Source organism: Arthrobacter sp. UCD-GKA (genome assembly GCF_001863355.1).
Taxonomy (GTDB): Bacteria; Actinomycetota; Actinomycetes; order Actinomycetales; family Micrococcaceae; genus Paeniglutamicibacter.
The window spans coordinates 406,371-423,495 of the sequence record NZ_MOLR01000005.1; the positions used below are offsets into that span (position 1 = coordinate 406,371).

At 65.7% G+C, this 17,125-nt stretch carries 16 protein-coding genes and 2 tRNA genes; 12 read left to right on the top strand and 6 right to left on the bottom strand.

Going from position 1 to position 17,125, the window contains the following annotated elements; all coding sequences use genetic code 11:
- Window positions 1-236: 236 nt before the first annotated feature.
- Complete coding sequence (locus BLJ79_RS11370) at window positions 237-1,202, top strand: hypothetical protein (protein ID WP_071214833.1); 966 nt, start codon at window positions 237-239, stop codon at window positions 1,200-1,202.
- Window positions 1,203-1,365: 163 nt separating this feature from the next.
- On the opposite strand, the gene BLJ79_RS11375 is transcribed toward BLJ79_RS11370, so the two are convergent.
- Window positions 1,366-1,454: transfer RNA gene (locus BLJ79_RS11375), tRNA-Ser, on the bottom strand.
- Window positions 1,455-1,592: 138 nt separating this feature from the next.
- Between BLJ79_RS11375 and BLJ79_RS11380 the strand changes: the two genes are divergently transcribed.
- Complete coding sequence (locus tag BLJ79_RS11380) at window positions 1,593-2,009, top strand: hypothetical protein (protein WP_071214834.1); 417 nt, start codon at window positions 1,593-1,595, stop codon at window positions 2,007-2,009.
- Between the two features lies 1 nt (window position 2,010).
- On the opposite strand, the gene BLJ79_RS11385 is transcribed toward BLJ79_RS11380, so the two are convergent.
- Complete coding sequence (locus BLJ79_RS11385; RefSeq protein ID WP_071214835.1) at window positions 2,011-4,221, bottom strand: prolyl oligopeptidase family serine peptidase; 2,211 nt, start codon at window positions 4,219-4,221, stop codon at window positions 2,011-2,013.
- 82 nt (window positions 4,222-4,303) lie between these two features.
- On the opposite strand from BLJ79_RS11385, the gene BLJ79_RS11390 reads away from it, so the two are divergent.
- Window positions 4,304-6,337: an FAD/NAD(P)-binding protein gene (locus tag BLJ79_RS11390; RefSeq protein WP_286135358.1), complete on the top strand. Its 2,034-nt coding sequence runs from the start codon at window positions 4,304-4,306 to the stop codon at window positions 6,335-6,337.
- A 95-nt stretch (window positions 6,338-6,432) separates the two neighbouring features.
- Here BLJ79_RS11390 and BLJ79_RS11395 read toward each other — a convergent pair whose 3' ends face one another.
- Window positions 6,433-7,206 (bottom strand): VOC family protein, encoded by a 774-nt coding sequence (locus tag BLJ79_RS11395; RefSeq protein WP_071214836.1) that lies wholly within the window; start codon window positions 7,204-7,206, stop codon window positions 6,433-6,435.
- A gap of 352 nt (window positions 7,207-7,558) precedes the next feature.
- Between BLJ79_RS11395 and BLJ79_RS11400 the strand changes: the two genes are divergently transcribed.
- Both BLJ79_RS11400 and BLJ79_RS11405 read left to right on the top strand, forming a co-directional pair.
- Window positions 7,559-7,741 carry a hypothetical protein gene (locus tag BLJ79_RS11400; RefSeq protein ID WP_071214837.1) on the top strand — a complete coding sequence of 61 codons (183 nt, stop codon included), beginning with the start codon at window positions 7,559-7,561 and terminating at the stop codon, window positions 7,739-7,741.
- Window positions 7,731-8,162, top strand: a complete 432-nt coding sequence (locus BLJ79_RS11405; protein WP_139194834.1) for a hypothetical protein — start codon at window positions 7,731-7,733, stop codon at window positions 8,160-8,162. The genes BLJ79_RS11400 and BLJ79_RS11405 overlap by 11 nt, the downstream gene beginning before the upstream one ends.
- Window positions 8,163-8,498: 336 nt before the next feature.
- Here the strand turns inward: BLJ79_RS11405 and BLJ79_RS11410 are convergent.
- Window positions 8,499-8,586: transfer RNA gene (locus BLJ79_RS11410), tRNA-Ser, on the bottom strand.
- Window positions 8,587-8,783: 197 nt separating this feature from the next.
- Here BLJ79_RS11410 and BLJ79_RS11415 point away from each other — a divergent pair.
- The 5 genes from BLJ79_RS11415 (at window position 8,784) to BLJ79_RS11435 (ending at window position 13,755) form a co-directional block, all read left to right on the top strand.
- Window positions 8,784-9,761 (top strand): NAD(P)H-quinone oxidoreductase, encoded by a 978-nt coding sequence (locus tag BLJ79_RS11415; protein WP_071214917.1) that lies wholly within the window; start codon window positions 8,784-8,786, stop codon window positions 9,759-9,761.
- Window positions 9,762-9,884: 123 nt separating this feature from the next.
- Window positions 9,885-12,131, top strand: coding sequence for a carbon starvation CstA family protein (locus tag BLJ79_RS11420; RefSeq protein ID WP_071214839.1), 2,247 nt, complete (start codon window positions 9,885-9,887; stop codon window positions 12,129-12,131).
- 2 nt (window positions 12,132-12,133) lie between these two features.
- Complete coding sequence (locus BLJ79_RS11425) at window positions 12,134-12,382, top strand: YbdD/YjiX family protein (RefSeq protein WP_071214840.1); 249 nt, start codon at window positions 12,134-12,136, stop codon at window positions 12,380-12,382.
- 139 nt (window positions 12,383-12,521) lie between these two features.
- Window positions 12,522-13,229 (top strand): proteasome activator, encoded by a 708-nt coding sequence (locus BLJ79_RS11430; protein WP_071214841.1) that lies wholly within the window; start codon window positions 12,522-12,524, stop codon window positions 13,227-13,229.
- Window positions 13,230-13,284: 55 nt separating this feature from the next.
- On the top strand, window positions 13,285-13,755 hold the full coding sequence (locus BLJ79_RS11435) for a hypothetical protein (RefSeq protein ID WP_071214842.1): 471 nt from the start codon (window positions 13,285-13,287) through the stop codon (window positions 13,753-13,755).
- Here BLJ79_RS11435 and BLJ79_RS11440 read toward each other — a convergent pair.
- Window positions 13,752-14,381, bottom strand: coding sequence for a GNAT family N-acetyltransferase (locus tag BLJ79_RS11440; protein ID WP_071214843.1), 630 nt, complete (start codon window positions 14,379-14,381; stop codon window positions 13,752-13,754). The genes BLJ79_RS11435 and BLJ79_RS11440 overlap by 4 nt on opposite strands.
- A gap of 263 nt (window positions 14,382-14,644) precedes the next feature.
- Window positions 14,645-15,136, bottom strand: a complete 492-nt coding sequence (locus BLJ79_RS11445; protein WP_071214844.1) for a DUF6326 family protein — start codon at window positions 15,134-15,136, stop codon at window positions 14,645-14,647.
- 162 nt (window positions 15,137-15,298) lie between these two features.
- Here BLJ79_RS11445 and BLJ79_RS11450 point away from each other — a divergent pair, with 162 nt between their 5' ends.
- Complete coding sequence (locus tag BLJ79_RS11450; RefSeq protein WP_071214845.1) at window positions 15,299-16,444, top strand: sensor histidine kinase; 1,146 nt, start codon at window positions 15,299-15,301, stop codon at window positions 16,442-16,444.
- Entirely contained in the window at window positions 16,441-17,094 is a 654-nt protein-coding gene (locus tag BLJ79_RS11455) for a response regulator (RefSeq protein WP_071214846.1), read from the top strand. The genes BLJ79_RS11450 and BLJ79_RS11455 overlap by 4 nt, the downstream gene beginning before the upstream one ends.
- Window positions 17,095-17,125 lie beyond the last annotated feature (31 nt).

Consider the following 17,125-nt stretch of genomic DNA (forward strand, 5'->3'; position numbering starts at 1 on the left):
GTACCGGTCCACCGGCAAAAGTGAATAGGGGGGGAATCGGTCGCGTTGCCGCGGGCTTGGCAGCGGCAACGCGACCCGATTGTCACTTGAACAGACCTGGAGGCGGACGCCCGCCTCGGAGCGCTCTCGTATTTGAGTGGAAGCGGCCGATGGAACATGGCCTGCGGGTCCGGGCAGGGACAATCTTTGGTCCGTGCAACTTAGCGCTGGGTCTCGCCGGGCCGTACGCTAGAGATATGGAAATTCTGCTTTGGGTCGTCGTCCCGCTGCTCATTCTCGGACTTGCGTGGATGGGACTGAAGAAGCTGCGTATCAAGAACTCGGCCGAGGTTTCTGCTGCAATCACCCCGGAATCGGCGCAGGCCGCAGCCACGCAGCTGACCGGGGAAGGACACCGAGCCGTCTACAAGTCCTTGGCCCAGGGCGATTTCATGGCAGCGGTGCAAAACTACAAGGCCATGACCGGGGAAGGCTACAAGGCCAGCATCATCGCGGTGCGAAGCCTGGAACGTTTCCCGCAGGTCCGCAAGGAACCAGACCTCGGACCCACCATTGCCCAGCAGCTCGACGCGGAACGCGAGGCGGCCAAGGCCGCGGAGCCCCAGGTCCCGCAGGTGCAGGAGCCCAGCGCGGCGACCGGCATCCCGAGCGAGCCCGTCCCGCCCCATGACTCCACTCCGGCTTCCGCGAATGAGCAGAACCTCGAGGACGCATGGGTGGTGCCCAGTGAATGGGCCGAGGAATTTGGAAGCGACGCGGAACGGACCTCCACGCAGTTCAAGGTCTCCTACCTGGTGGACGGGGAATCCCGGGAGTTCGCCAGCGAGGACCTTCCGCCTGCCGAATACGACCAGTTCCTGTCGCTGGTGCGGGACAACGACCTGCCCGGGGCCGCGGGACTGATCGCCAAGCATTCGGGCCTGGAACAGGCCGAGATCCTGAAGATGCTTGCGGCTTCCCCGCTGGGTGGAGGCCAAGCCTCCACCGCGAACATTGCCGACTTCAGCTTCGAGGGGCAGGGACCGGACGGCGCCGTGAAGTTCAGCATCAACGACCTGGTGGAACCCGAACGTTCGGAGTTGCTGGACCACTTGCGCTTGGGCGAGCTGGACGAAGCAACCACCATTGTCGTCCGCCACACGGGCCTGCCCGATGAGATGGTGCGAACCCTGCTCAACGCATTCGGGGACGGCGACAAGTAGATCCCCTAGCGGGATCCCCAAGGGGACCGCTTGAGGCCGCGTGCACCTGGAGCCCCGAAGGGGTCGGGTATGCGCGGTTTTGTCTTTGCCGAGGCAAATTTCCCGTAGCGGCGGTTCCTGCAGGTTAAACGAAAACAGCCCCGAAAAATCGAGGCTGTTTCAGCGGACACGGGGGGATTTGAACCCCCGGTCGAGTATAACCCCGACACTTCATTAGCAGTGAAGCCCATTCGGCCGCTCTGGCACGTGTCCATATTGCTGTTTCCAGCTCCCCTAGACTACCCAAAGCTGGCGCGCCGCACAAAACGAGCCCGAAAGGGCCGCAACAACCGCGCGGGAACGACCGACTGCCGCCGCCAATCGGAGGCCCGACGCGCTAACGTTGGCCGCATGGCAAGTGCTTCCAAATTGGTCACCGTGGCTGACCTCGACTTCAGCTCGCCCGACAAAACCCGTGTTTCGGTCGCGGCCCGGCTTGGGCTGCTGCTGGAGGACGGCGGCAGCGTTCTGCTGCTCGACAACCGCGGGTGGTCGACCAGCCAGCACTGGGCGGACGCATCGGTTGGCGACATCGAAAAGAGAGCATTCGATCTCATGGGACCCGATGCCCCGACTGAGGACCAAGACAAGGAAGGGATGGCCACGGAGTATTGGGAATCCCTGAGTGAAATCCTGGAACAACTGGATCTCGACATCGGCCCCGCCGAACTTCGCGAGCTGCCCCACGAAGTCCGACTGAGCCACCGTCTGCTCAAGCGCCTCGATGCCGCACTCAACGACCTGGGCGGCACGCGCACCGGAAGATGAATCAGTCGGCGACGTGCCGCCAGAGGAACTCGTAGCTGGTCGCCAGCATGGTTGCGGTTGCGCCGTTGTCGCTGGCCCCGGCATGCCCGCCGTCAAGGGACTCGTGGTAACGGACATTGCCGACACCCATGTCCATCATCTTCGCCGCCATCTTCCGGGCCTGCACCGGTCCGACCCGGTCGTCGCTGGTGGCGCTCCAAATCAGCGAGGCCGGGTAGGCGGTCCCCTCCGGGAGTGCATCGTCGAGCCGGTGGTACGGGGAGAACGTGCGAACAAATTCCCAGTCAGCGGGCACCTCCGGGTCGCCGTACTCGGCAATCCAGGAATGCCCGGCGGCCAGACGCGTGTACCTGCGCATGTCCAGCAACGGGACACCGCAGGAGATGGCCCCAAAAAGCTCCGGGTAGCCGGTGATCATGTTGCCCATCAGCAGCCCGCCGTTGGAACGACCCGTCGCGGCCAGGTGTTCGCGCGAGGTGACCCCGCGGTTGATGAGGTCGCGGGCAATGGCCGCGAAGTCCTCGTAGGCGCGGTGCCTGTTTTCCCGCAGCGCAGCCCGGTGCCAGCGCGGCCCGTACTCGCCGCCGCCGCGGATGTTGGCCACCACGTAGCTGCCGCGCCTGCCCTGTTCCGTGCGGCGAACCAGCCAGCCGGGACCCAACGCACCGAGGTAGCTCGGGGTCAGGCTGGCCTGGAACCCGCCATAGCCGTTCATCAGCACCGGGTTCTTCCCGTCCAGCGGAAGCTCGTGCGGTGACACCTGGAAGTAGGGGATGCGGGTTCCGTCATCGGAAACGACAAAGTGCTGCGTGACCTCGAAGTCTTCGGCATCGAAACGAGCCGGTGCGCTCTTCACCGGCAGCGGGGTTGGGTCGTTGGCCGCGTCCGGGCCGACGGTACCGCGTGCCAGGGTGGTGGGCGTGAGGAACCCGGTGAGGGTCAGCCAAAAATCCTCGCCGCATTCGGGATCCTCGTCGTCCACGGCCGAAATGCTGAAGCTGTGCAACGGGGCACCGACGTTCAGGGTGCGAAGCGCGAAGTCGCGGGCGGGATCGCAGATAAGTATCTGGGAGGAGACGTCTTGCAGGACGTTGAGCAGGATGTGGCTGGCGGTGAAGTCAATGGATTGCAGGGAGGCGGAGTCCGTGGGGACGAAGATCTCGCGCAGGGCCCCGGTGCCGGCCATGAACCCCTCGAGCTCCGCCAGTACCAGTGATCCGGGAATGTGGGTGACCCCGTTGCGGGTCCAGGGGGTTTGCGGGGAGAAGATCACCCAGTCGCGGTGCAGCGAGACCCCGACGTCGGTGGGGACGTCAAGGTGCACCCATTCATCGCCGCTGCGCACGTAGGTCTTGGAATTGTAGAAATCGATGACGTCGTGGGCCACGTCGCGTTCGAACCCCGGGGTCGAATCATGGGAGACATAGGCCAGGACGTGTGACTGGTCGATGGCGAAGATTTCCTCGGCCTCGGCCAGCGCCTGGCCGCGCGACAGGCGGCGCACGGTGCGGGCATACGAGGACAGCGTGAGCGATCCTTCCCCGACATCGGTGGCGACAAACAAGGTGTCCTCATCCGCCCAGGAGACGTTGGTCTTGGCGACCGGCAAGTCGAAGCCTCCGGCGACAAAGGCCAGCGTTGGCAGGTCGAATTCCCGCACGCGCACCTGGTCCCCGCCGTCGGGGGAGAGCTTGACCAGCGCCCGGGTGTACTCCGTGCCAGCTGCCGGGCGGAGCATCTGCGCCCCGGAGTAGACCCAGTCGATTCCCTCGGCCGCTGCCAGTGCATCCACATCCAGCAGTATTTCCCACTCCGGCTCCTGTTGCTGGTACGACTCCCAGCTGGTACGCCGCCACAATCCCTTGGGGTGCTGCGAATCGCGCCAGAAGTTGTAGTAGTGATCCCCGCGCTTGGTGACCATGGGGATCCTGTCGGCGGCGTCCAGCACCGTGAGGATGGCACCCTTGGTGGCGGCGAAATCCGCGTCGAAGAGTTCTTCCTCGGTGCGGTCGTTCTGGCCGACCACCCAGTCCATGGCGCGTTCCGAGTCCAATTCCTCGAGCCACAGGAATGGGTCCTCGGGTGTGTTCTCGGCAGGGGAACCAATGGCCTGAATCGGGGCGGGAGCCGCTGGGATGCCGGAGCCCAGGACGGCCGCTTCGACCGATTCAGGGGCGTTTGGAACGGACTGAGAAGGATAAGAAGTGCTCATGGGCACAGTCTCTCATGCAGCACCGGGAAACCACTTCGGCGTCGGGCAGCGATCCCGCTGCCAGGGCGACTAGGCTGAAACCGTGAGTGAGCAGCAGAATCCCGGTCGAGAACCGTATGTCATTGCCGTTGTGGGAGCCGGACCGCGTGGCACCTCGGTTCTTGAGCGCTTGGCATCCGAACTGGGGCGCACCCTGAACCATTCGCGCGCGATCACCGTGGTCGTCTTCGATGTCCACGACCCGGGTGCCGGGCATGTCTGGAGTACGTCCCAGTCCAGGCTCTTCCTGATGAACACCCCGGCAGGATTCCCCACCGTTGCCCCGGAACGGGAAGCCCCGGGCGAACCGGGCTTGAGCTTCGACCAATGGCGCCTGGCCGGCGGCGACGGCGCGGTGCTCAGCAGCGTGGAAGCCGAGGAACTGGAACGGATGGGCCGGGGAACCTACCCGCCACGGGCCCTCTACGGACGGTATCTGCGCCACGTCTTTGACCGGTCGGTGGCGGCACTGCGCGCCAACACTGCCGTGATGGAAGTGCGTGTGGAGCGCGCCGAGATCACGGCCCTGCACCGCGGCGCGGCCGACTACCTGCTGACCGGGCACCGGATCGATGGCACCGGCGCACAAACACCACACTCCGGCGATGCCCTTGAACTGCGTGCCGACGCCGTGGTGCTGGCATTGGGCCACGTTCCGGCACACCTGAACCCGGCACAGCAGGCAATGGCCCAGGCCGCTGACGAGGCCGGTCTGGCCTACCAGGGTCCCAACGTTCCCGGGGACGTCGCCTGGGACAAGGTTCCAGCGGGGGAAACCGTCTTGGTCCGCGGCCTGGGACTGAACTTCTTTGACGTGATGATCGCCCTGACCGTGGGGCGCGGCGGACAGTTCAATGAAATCAACGGGGGCCCGGGGCGTGCCCTGGAATACTGGCCCTCGGGCCGGGAACCACGGATCGCGGCGGCCTCCCGCCGCGGAACGCCGTACCGCGCAAAATCCTGCATCGAGGAGTTCATCCCGGACTCCGTGAGCCTGCGCTACCTGGACTTCGACGTGATCGTCCAGAAGGTTGCCGAGGCCCGGGCACTGAACCCGGAAGCAGCCGTCCGCTTTGACGCGCACGTCTGGCCATTGCTGCACCGCGACGTCCTGCTGGCCTACTACCGCACCGCGGCCAAGCGACACCCGTCCCGCTTCGAGGTGGACCCGGATGAATTCGTGGACAACTTGGTTGCGGTGCTCGACGCCGAACACCAGGCAGGCTCCCAGGTGTGGTTGGAGGGCGCTCGCCGACTCGTGGACGAGCAGGCCCCCGTCTTGGGGTTCCTTGATGTCCCTCGGCTGGGCCACCCCTTCGCCGAACGCGGATTTTCCTCCTTGAAGGAATACCAGAAGGCCGTCATGGAATACCTGGAGTTCGATGCGATCTCTTCGGTGGAAGGCGAGAAAGACCCGTTGAAGATGGCCATTGCCACCTTGAACGCCGGGCGCATGGTCGTCAAGAAGATGATCACCGAGCGACTGATCTCGGACGAGTCGCGACAGAGCGAGGTGCAGGGATGGTTTGAACCGCTGGTCGAGGGTCTGGCCTCCGGTCCTCCGCTGCAACGCATCGAGGAACTCGCAGCCTTGGCCCGGGCCAACATCGTGGAGTTCATCGGCCCGGACCCGGAATTCGAGATTGACCGGCCTTCCGGGGTGTTCACCGCTTCATCGCCGTGGGTCGATGCCCCGGCATGTACGGCGCGCACGCTCATTGAGGCCATGATGCCGGCCAACCGCGTGCTGCAGACTGCCTCGCCGTTGCTGCGGCAGCTGCTCGACGATGGCTTGGCCACCGCGTTCCACATGCGCAACGACCAAGGAGAACCGTTCCCGGGTTCGGGACTCGAGGTCATGGGCGAGCCCTACCGGATGGTTGATGCCCAGGGGGTGGCGCACCGGGCGATCTTCGTGCTCGGGCTCCAGCTGTCCTCCGCGCAATGGGGCACCGCCATCGCGGCCCAGGCCGGGGCCGCGCTCGACGGTGCGGCCCGGACCCTGGGCGACGCCCAGGACATTGCCCGGGAACTGCTGCGCCTGAGCCAGGTCCAGGACCTGAACCAGCCGCGCTGAGAAACAGGCCCCGGGCCATGGAACGAAATGGCCAAAGGGGAGGGGCCGGACGCCAAGGCCAGTTCCCTCCCCGCGCAGGGAATTTCCAAGCCCTGCTACACGCCCACCAGCTTCAAGGTGGCCCCGCAACAATCGGTGATCGCAGCAACCCTGCCGAACTCGGAATCCTGCGGGCCCTCGGTCACGGTGCCGCCATTGGCCACCACGGTCGCGCAAGCCGCATCCACGTCATCCACGCCCCAATAGGTCACCCAGAATCCGGGGACCTCGACCGGCAGGAAGCCGGAGGCGTCCATCAGCCCCGCCTTGGCATCGTCGCCCTGCCCGTAGGTGGTGTACTTGAATTCCGGGGAATCGGCCATCACATGGGTGTCCCAGCCAAAGGCCTTGGAATAGAACTCCACCGCCGCCGGATAGTCCTTCGAGTACAGCTCGTGCCACGCCGGGGTGCCGTGCTCGGAGTCGGCACCGAAGCCCTGGTGTTCCTGGGGCTGCCACACGCCGAACGCGGCGCCGCCGGCATCAAGGAAGATGCCCATGTGCCCGAACGGGGCCACATGCATCGGCGGCATCAGGACCTTGCCGCCCGCGCCTTGGACGCTGGCCTCGGTGGCGGCGATGTCATCGCTCTTTAGGTACAGCGACCAGATGTTGGGGATGCCACCGAAATCCGGATTGTGCGGAGACATTCCCGCCACCAGCCGCCCGTCGCGCCGGGCGCTGAGATATCCGCCGTACTCCTCCGCAACGGGCTCATCGAACTCCCAGCCGAAGAGGGCCGAATAGAATTTCTTGCTCGCATCGATATCCGAGCTCATGATGTCGGTCCAGACCGGGTTTCCGGCGGGGGTGGTATCACGCAGGGGCATTTTCGAACGCTTCCAATCTTGGGGTTGCCGTTGGTTCGTGAACCGGCAATCCTGCCTGCCCGGTTGCCATGAATCCTACGTGCCGCACCCGGTGCTGACCATGGCCTGCGGGTTAACGAAAGGAGTCGGTTCCCGTTGGCACGGGAACCGACTCCTTGAATGGCACGGATGGTAAGAGATTTGAATTCTTTAAAGTGCTATGGGAAGTCGAAAAAATCCTATAATCACTTGGATTTGCATCACTCCAGGTAACAACATTTGATGCATGACGTGGGCAAATGATGGGCATTTCGCCATTCGTCGCCCCGCCTGCCTACACTCGAATCAATCGCTCGCAAGTTAGGAATCCAGCATGAAACGCGTACTGAAGCACCGACTAACAATCAGCTTGGCGGTACTCGCCGTCGTGATAGCGGCCGGAATCTACGTTCCCAGCTCCACCTACCCGGTAGCGTTCGGCATCATCTGGGCTGTTTGCGCGGTAACGCTCGGGTTCGCGGTAGTCTCCATCCGCAGGGACTTGAATGATGCGTAACAAGGTTGCTGCGCTGCTCGCTGCGGCCCTCGCACTGACCGGATGCACCTCAGGTATGGAAGTATCGTCTGAGCCTCATCGGACCCACTCCGTCGCGCCAGTGAATGAAGACCTCTCACAGAAATGGGCGGACGCCCAGATCAACCACTTCTTGAACGGCTACGGCGCGGCAAGCTTCCGGGGATTCCTGGAAGGAACTCCGCACCGGAATATCGACTCTTGGTCTTCTCCTGAAGAAGGTGTCCTGGTAGTTGTGCTGTCGAGCAACAACTGGGAAGAAAAGTACCTCCGTTCTCTCTCCTTCGACATGATGGGCAAAGCCGGCTGGACAGACCACAGCTTGAAGCTGGTCCGCGTCACTTCCCACGACGGCTCGATGTGGGCGGACACCCAGCGCGCTGACATCAATGGACTCCACTAATTCACCTGCCAGAGCGTCCCGCCGGATCGTAAGATCCGGCGGGACGCATTGGCGCTTAGCGGCTGTAGTCCAAGAACTCCTGCTATCCAAGGCTGAGCCGGCATTGCGGCCAGCCACTGCCAATTCCGGCATTTCCGTCAAGGTTGTAGGACGTGGTGTTTGCCGTGCAGACGCTGGACCTCTAGGCAGAGCCGTTCGATGACGACTTGGACGCCGTTGCCATGGCCCTGGATGCCGCCGTCCCAAGATGACTTCTGCCCAAAGTGATTGTTTTCGGGCACAAGAAAGGCCCCTGCCCCCTTGTAAACAAAGGGAGGCCGGGGCCTTATCCGTGAGCGGATGGTAAGAGATTTGAACTCTTGGTACGGGGTTACCGCACACTGGTTTTCAAGACCAGCTCCTTAGGCCGCTCGGACAACCATCCAGACCCAAAAAGTATACGCCAGCCCCGAGGCGCCGCCGGACCGCCACGCCCCGGCAGTCACAAACGGGAGCCGGAATTCCCCGGGGGTTAGAGTGACCCCAGCAAGACAAGAAACGGGCGCAGGGACCCTGAAACACCGGTCTCCGGGCCATGCCCGCAAGCGAAGCCAACGAAGTCGGGAGACGACCATGACGATGATGCGTGCCATTGAATACCGCGGTGCCGGCGGCCCCGAGGTTCTCACCGAAGTCGATCGGCCCATGCCGGTCCCCGGGCCCGGGGAAGTGCTGATCAAGGTGGCGGCCTTCGGACTGAACCGTGCCGACGTGCAGCAGCGCCGGGGCGTCTACCCGCCTCCGCCCGGTGCCAGCGACATTCCCGGGCTCGAGGTTTCGGGCACCGTCGAGTCGCTGGGGGAGGGCACCGGGGGACTTGCGGTGGGCCAGCGGGTCTGCGCCCTGTTGGCCGGCGGCGGCTACGCCCAGTACGTGGCGGTTGCCGCGGGGCAGGTCCTTTCGGTTCCCGAGACCGTGGACCTGGTTGACGCCGCGGGCTTCATGGAGGTCGCATGCACCGTGGTGTCCAACCTCTTCCTGGAAGCCGGGCTGGCCCGCGGCGACACGGTGCTGCTGCACGGCGGAGCCGGAGGCATCGGATCCATGGCCATCCAATTGGCCGTGGCCGCCGGGGCCAAGGTCCTGGTGACCGCCTCCAGCGAGGAAAAGATCGCCCACTGCCTGGCGCTTGGTGCGACGGCGGGCATCAACTACCGCGAAGAGGACTTTGCCGCGCGCACCAAGGATCTCACGGACGGCACCGGTGCGGACGTGATCCTTGACGTCGTGGGTGCGAAGTACCTGGAGGCCAACGTGCGCGCGCTGGCCAAGGACGGGACCCTGCTGGTCATCGGCCTGCAGGGAGGAGCCAAGGCGGAACTGAACCTCGGGGTGTTGATGGCCAAGCGTGCCCGTGTCGTGGGCACCACGCTGCGTGCCCGGCCGCTGGAACATAAGGCGGAGATCGTCGCGGCGGTGAAGGACCACGCCCTGCCGATGCTGGCCGACGGACGCCTTGCCCTGTCCATCGACCGCTGCTTCCCCTTCACCCAGGCCCGTTCGGCGCATGAATACTTCGATTCGGGGAAGCACACGGGGAAAATCATCGTAAAGACCTGAATCTGTTTTTCCCAAGGGCTACGGTGTATGACATGGGGTGGTGTCGCGGACCACAAGTATCCGCGGCATGTGCCCACAGGACCACTCGCATCGTCCGATCCAACAGTCACTTGAGAGGAAAACATGAGCACGTCTCAACCTTCTGCTCCCGAGCTTCCCCCGGCAGGTGTGGATCCGCAGGTCGCGGATGCCGAGGAACGCAAATGGACGCCGGCCAAGATCGCCCTGTGGGTGGCGATTTCGCTGCTCGGCGGCGTCGCCTGGGCCATCCTCGCGTTCTCCCGCGGGGAAACCATCAACGCGATCTGGTTCGTGTTCGCCGCGGTGTGCACCTATCTGGTGGCCTACCGTTTCTACTCCAAGTTCATCGAGCGCAAGATCGCCAAGCCCAATGACTTCAGGGCGACCCCGGCCGAATACAACAACAACGGCCGCGACTTCATGCCGACCGACCGCCGCGTGCTCTTCGGGCACCACTTCGCCGCGATCGCCGGTGCCGGGCCGCTGGTCGGCCCGATCCTTGCCGCCCAGATGGGCTACCTTCCGGGCACCATCTGGATCATCATCGGCGTGGTGCTGGCCGGCGCCGTCCAGGACTATCTGGTCATGTTCTTCTCGATGCGCCGGGGAGGGCGCTCGCTGGGACAGATGGCCCGCGAGGAACTCGGCGTCATCGGCGGCACCGCCGCACTGATCGCGACCCTGGCCATCATGGTCATCATCGTTGCCATCCTGGCCCTGGTCGTGGTCAACGCACTGGGCGAATCCGCCTGGGGCGTCTACTCGGTCGGCCTGACCATCCCGATCGCCCTGTTCATGGGCGTCTACCTGCGCTTCATCCGCCCGGGCAAGGTCCTGGAGATCTCCGTGATCGGCTTTGCGCTGCTGATGTTCGCCATCATCTCCGGACGCTGGGTTGCCGAATCCGCATGGGGTGCCGAGCTCTTCCACATGGACCGCACCACCCTGGCCTGGTTCATCATCATCTACGGCTTCATCGCCGCGGTGCTTCCGGTGTGGCTGCTGCTGGCCCCGCGCGACTACCTCTCCACGTTCATGAAGATCGGTGTCATCGGCCTGCTGGCCATCGCGATCCTCGTGGTGCGCCCGGAAATCACCGTTCCGGCGATCTCCGAGTTCGCGGGCTCCGACAAGGGCCCCGTGGTTGCCGGGCACCTCTTCCCGTTCCTGTTTGTCACCATCGCCTGTGGCGCCCTGTCCGGGTTCCACGCACTGATCGCCTCGGGCACCACCCCGAAGATGGTGGAAAAGGAACGACAGACCCGCTTCCTGGGCTACGGCGGCATGCTCATGGAGTCCTTCGTGGCAATCATGGCGCTGGTTGCGGCGATCTCCATCGACCGCGGCATCTACTTCGCGATGAACTCCTCCGCGGCCGCCACCGGCGGCACCGTGGAGGGCGCCGTGGCGTTCGTGAACTCGTTGGGCCTGACCGGTGTGAACCTGACCCCGAGCATGCTCACCGACCTGGCCGCGGGCGTGGGGGAGGAATCGGTGGTCTCACGGACCGGCGGCGCACCGACCCTGGCCGTGGGCATCGCGCACATCATGCACCAGTGGTTCGGCGGCGTGAACCTGATGGGCTTCTGGTACCACTTCGCGATCATGTTCGAGGCATTGTTCATCCTCACCGCGGTGGATGCCGGCACGCGCGTGGCCCGCTTCATGCTGCAGGACACCATCGGCAACTTCATCCCCAGGTTCAAGGACACCTCGTGGCGTCCCGGGGCCTGGACGTGCACCGCCATCATGGTCGCGGCCTGGGGATACATCCTCATCCTGGGCGTCACCGACCCGCTGGGCGGAATCAACACCTTCTTCCCGCTCTTCGGCATCGCCAACCAGCTGCTGGCCGCCATCGCGCTGGCCGTGGTCATGGCCATCGTGGCCAAGCGCGGGAACTTCAGGTACCTGTGGATCGTGGTGCTGCCGCTGGCCTTCGCCACGGTGGTCACCGTGTACGCCTCGTTCCTGAAGATCTTCTCCACGGTCCCGGCCGTGGGCTACTTCGCCCAGCACAACGCACACAAGGGCGCCCTCGAGCGCGGGGAGACCAGCTTCGGTTCCGCCAAGAACGTCGAGGCCATGGAGGCCGTGGTGCGCAACACCGGCGTGCAGGGATGGCTCTCGGTGATCTTCCTGGTGCTCTCGGTGATCGTGATCATCGCGGCGATCATCGCCACCATCCGGGCCTACCCCAACGGCGGCGGCAAGAACACCGAGGACCCGGAGATCCCCTCAAGGATCTACGCACCGGCCGGCCTGGTTTCTTCCCCGGCGGAGAAGGAGCTGGAGAAGGCCTGGAAGCAGGTTGCCCCGGAACACCGGATCGCACGAGGAGGACACTGAACATGGACACCGCAGGGGCAACCCCGCAGGGTGCCGGAACCTCCGCGTTGGTGCGCGGGCTGTGCGCCGTCGGCAACGCGGCCCGCGGCCTGGGGCGCTACCTGGAGGGGGTGCTGGGCGCGGACAAATACCGGGTCTACCTGGAACACCAGGCCCGCACGCATCCGGGCGTCGAACCCATGGGCGAGCGCGAATTCTGGCGCGACTACACCGACTGGCAGGAGAAAAACCCGCAAGGTCGGTGCTGCTGATCCCCCAGGGGGTCGCACCGCTTGATGAAGGCCACGGGCCGGTGGACCACAGGTCCGCCGGCCCGTGGCGTGTGACGTGCCCGGAACCACCGGAGAAATCTTCGGACCGGGCGCAGGGATCACATGGCAAGATGGAGCCATGAGCGAGCACAGTGAACAGATCCCCGATCCCCACGCCGCATCCAACGCTTCCGAGCCCGACGACGCGTCGTGGGCGAACCTGGCGGCGGCCGCGGCCGGAACCCGTCCCGGCGCCCAGCCGGCGGGCCCCGCGGCCCGGCCCGGCGAACCCGGCGCCGAGGGCAAGCACGCCCCGGGCAAGGACGCGGTGCAAGTGGTGAGCATCGGGGAGCCGGCCAAGCTCATGCGCATCGGCGGGATGATCAAGCAGCTGCTCGACGAGGTGCGCTCGGCGCCGCTGGATGCCGAAGCCCGCGCCCGCATGGCCGACATCCACGAACGCTCCGTCCACGAACTGGAGAGCGGGCTGTCCCCGGAGCTCGCCGAGGAACTGCACCGCATCCGGCTGCCCTTCGCCGACGGGGAGACCCCCTCGGCCGCGGAGCTGCGCGTGGCCCAGGCCCAGCTGGTGGGCTGGCTCGAGGGCGTCTTCCACGGGCTGCAGGCCGCGATGGCAGCCCAGCAACTGGCCAACCAGCAGCTGGCCCAGCGCATGGCCATGCGCCAGCTCCCCCCGGGCACGCAGGTGGCCCCGGGCATCGTCATCAACGAGCAGGGCGAACCCGAACGCATGGGTGCACCCGGCCACGGCACCGGACCGGGCCCGCAGTCACCCACCCAGGGCCAGGGCACCGAGGGCGACGGCGGTTTTGGGCAATACCTCTAGACTGGATTTGCACGAGGGAACAACTCCCGCGGCATTAACGAAGGCACACACGTAGATGGGTTTGTTCTCCGCAGCGCGCAGCGCACGCCGCGACAACAAGGAACTTGGCGACGGGGTCTGGCGCCGGGCCTACGACAGGTTCGGGCGCTCGCTTGACCGGGTGCACCAGATCCTCGAGGGCATCGAAGACGACGACCTGCACAACGCGTTGGTCCTGATCGCCAACCACCTGGCCGACCTGCAGTCCAGGGTGCGCACGGTGTGCGTGGCCGCCCAGGCCCAATGCCCCAGCGACGACCAGAACATCCCCAACGAACTCCACGAGGTGCACCGGCTGCTGTCCAAGGCCGCCAACGACCTGGCCACCACCGCGCAGGTAGCCGCCATGTCGCGCATGGATGGCGAGCGCTGGGGCTACGCGTCGGCGGGGTTGGAGAACGTCGCGATGCGCGCCGACCTGGTCGCCGACGGGATCGCCGCGGCCGAGGCCGAGCTGGCCCGGCACCAGGGGCCCTTGGCCGGCTAGGGTCCCGCGCCGGTAGTTCGTTGTAGAAGTCGTCCGAGCGATCCGAGGATGTGTTCGGCGGTCGTGGGTCTGCTCCGTGGTTTCTTGTCTGCCCATTCCTCGGCGAGGATGGCGTAGACGTACTCGTTGGTCCATTCACCTTTCCACCAGGCTGACTTGTGGTGGTGGGCCTCGCGGCGCATGCCGATGCGTTCGAGCAGTGCGACCGAGCGGTCGTTGCGGGGGTCGCACGCGGCGGAGATCCGGTGCACCTCGTGCTCGGTGAACAACAGCGACATGACCGCGCCCAGGGCCTCCGTGGCGAACACGCGGCCTTGCGCGTCAGCGGCGAGGGTGAACCCGACGGTGGCCTGGCGGGCCTGGTCGCCTTCGACGCGGACCGCGATGTCGCCGATGAGCCGCCCACCGGTCTCGATACCGGTCTGGAGCCACACACCGGGTTGGCCGAATCGCACGTTGCGCATCTGGGCGATGAGCACCCGGGCGCAGTCGAGGGTGTATGGCGTCTCCCATGACTGGTAGCGGGCCTGCGCCGGGGCGCTTCGGTACGCCGCCAGTGCGTCGTCGTCGTTGGTCATTCGGCGCAGCACCAGATGCTCGGTGGCGGCCCGGATCTCCGCGGTCACAGTGATCAGTTCCTTGGGGTAGGGGGATGCAGGGCGTCAGGCGTCGCGTCGGTGCAGCGTGACGGCGGCCGCCGCGATGGGGATGACAGCGTAGCCGACGGTTCGGTGGGCCTGTGTGCGCATGCGATGACCGGGACCTGCCGGTAGGGGCCTTGGAAGGCCCCTACCGGCGTCCCAGTGGTAGTTGGTGTCCAACCGCCAGGAGGCCCACACTGCGGCACCGAGGCAGATGGCTCCGAACGGGACGGGGACTGCTCTTGAGTTCACGCTTGCTGCTGGGCGCGATCGGCCTCACGGCGGGTCGGCATGGTCGCCGACGGTGCGGTGCGGGGCCAGCTCCAGGCGGAGCGCAGGATGAAGGCCAGGAGCAGCACCTCGAGTCCGATGGAGAGGCCGTAGAAGGAGGCCCAGTCCAAGGACACCCCTGACGCGTTGAACACCGTGACGGGGATGTAGAGCGACGCCACGACAAGGTTCGTGGCGCGGTTCACCCGGGCGGGCAACGTCATGGAGAGCATCACCATCAGGGCCGGGATCCCTACGAGCGCGAGGAAAATGGTCAACAATGTCCCGCTGATGTCGAACACAAAGACGTTGCCGGCGAGGATGTCGTCGATGACGCCGGCCTTGTAGAGGTGGAAGTAGTCGACGTAGATGTAGAAGAACATGAAGCTGGTCCAGGCTGCGGCGAGCTTGGCTTGCACTGGGATCCGCTGGTCTTCCAGTGTGGTGGTGGTGGGTTGACGTGTTCTCATCGTGGGCTCCGTTGTTGTAGTGAGGATCGGTGGTTCCACTATCGCTGAGCCCGGTGGCGGGCACATCGGCCCGGAGGCCGGCGTTCGCCTGGCCGATTGCACGGTCTCTGTCTCGTACTTTCGGCTGATCCGCCGCTGCCGCGCTGTCGCTATGCTGGACAGATGGTGACGAAGGCGCTGCGCTCGTTGTGGGCCGAGACTCGACCGGCGAACCCTCCGCGGCGGGTGTGGCGAGACTGGGCTGTCGTGGCGGTTCTCGTCTCGGGCTCGTTCGTCGAGATGCTGCTGCGCGAGGACAAAGCCTGGGCGCCCTTGGTCGTCAGCGTCAGCCTCGTGGTGGCAGCGTGCCTGCTGTGGCGGCGCACGAGTCCGCTGGCCGCGGTCGCCGTCGCCTTCGGAGCCCTGCTTGCCTTCGACATAGCGAGGATCGTGGCCGTCGATGCCACCGGCCTGCAGAGCATCGCCGGGGTGCTCGTGCTGCCCTACGCCCTCCTGCGCTGGGGGGCAGGTCGCGAGGCTGCACTCGGACTCGGCATCATCCTCATCTGGCTGCCCGTCACCCTCGTAGTGGACCCGACCTCACCTGCGGAGAAGGTTGCCGGTTACAGCTTCTTCCTGTTCGCCGCAGCCCTGGGCGCCGCAATCCGCTACCACGCGAAGACGCGCATCCGCGACATCGACGTGGCCAAGGCCCGGGAGCGCGAGCAGCTGGCGCGTGACCTCCACGACACGGTCGCCCACCACGTCTCCGGCATCGTCATCCAGGCCCAGGCCGGGCGTGCCGTCGCAACGTCGCACCCCGAGCGTGCCACTGAGGTCCTTGCTGTCATCGAGGACGCGGCCTCGCGAACGCTGACCGAGTTGCGCACCATGGTCGGTGTCCTGCGCGCCTCCGAGGGGGCGGACTTCGCGCCACGCCCGGGCGTAGCTGACCTCGGGCGGCTCGCCGGTCAAGCCGAGGGAGGGCCACAGGTCGACGTGGAGCTGTCCGGTGAGCTCGACGATCTCAGCCCCGCGGTCGGGGCCACACTCTACCGCCTGGCCCAGGAATCGATCACCAACGCACGACGACACGCCCGACACGCGACCCTGGTCACCGTGCATGTCGACGGTGACACCGAGCGGGTGCGGCTGACCGTCGACGACGATGGGGACCCCAGCACGGCCGGTGGCACCACGGGTGGCTACGGCCTGGTCGGTATGCGGGAACGAGCCACACTGCTGGGCGGAACGTTCCAGGCCGGCCCGACCGCCGCCCGCGGCTGGCGGGTCGAGGCGATGCTGCCCCGCATCGGAGACACAGCATGAGCATTCGGGTGCTCATCGCCGACGACCAGGCCATCGTGCGCTCCGGCCTGACGATGCTCCTGAACGCCCAACCCGACATCGAGGTGATCGGCGCCGCCGCCGATGGGCTCCAAGCAGTGAGCCTGGCCCGTCAACTGCGCCCCGACGTGTGCCTGTTCGACATCCGTATGCCGTTGATGGACGGCATCGAAGCCACCCGTCAGCTCGCTGGCCCCGACGTCGCCGACCCAATGCCGATCGTGGTGATCACCACGTTCGACCTCGACGAGTACGTCCACGGGGCGCTCAAGGCCGGTGCCCGCGGGTTCCTGCTCAAGGACGCCGGACCCGCGCTACTGACCCAGGCAATCCACGCTGCAGCCGACGGTGAAGCCCTGATCGCACCCAGCGTCACCGTCCGCCTGCTCGCAGCCTTCGCCGACTCATCGACCGGAGCTCCCGCCCAGCCGGTCGAACCGCCCACCGACCGCGAAGAGGAAGTCCTCGTCCAAGTGGCCCGGGGCCAGACCAACAACGAGATCGCCGCTGATCTCCACATCAGTCCCAGCACCGTCAAGACCCACCTGGCCAGCCTGATGCGCAAGCTCGGCGCCCGCAACCGCGTCGAGGTGGCCATGTGGGCTCACGAGACCGGCCGCATCCAAGGTTGAAGAGCAACACGGCCAAAGCTGATGGCGCTGC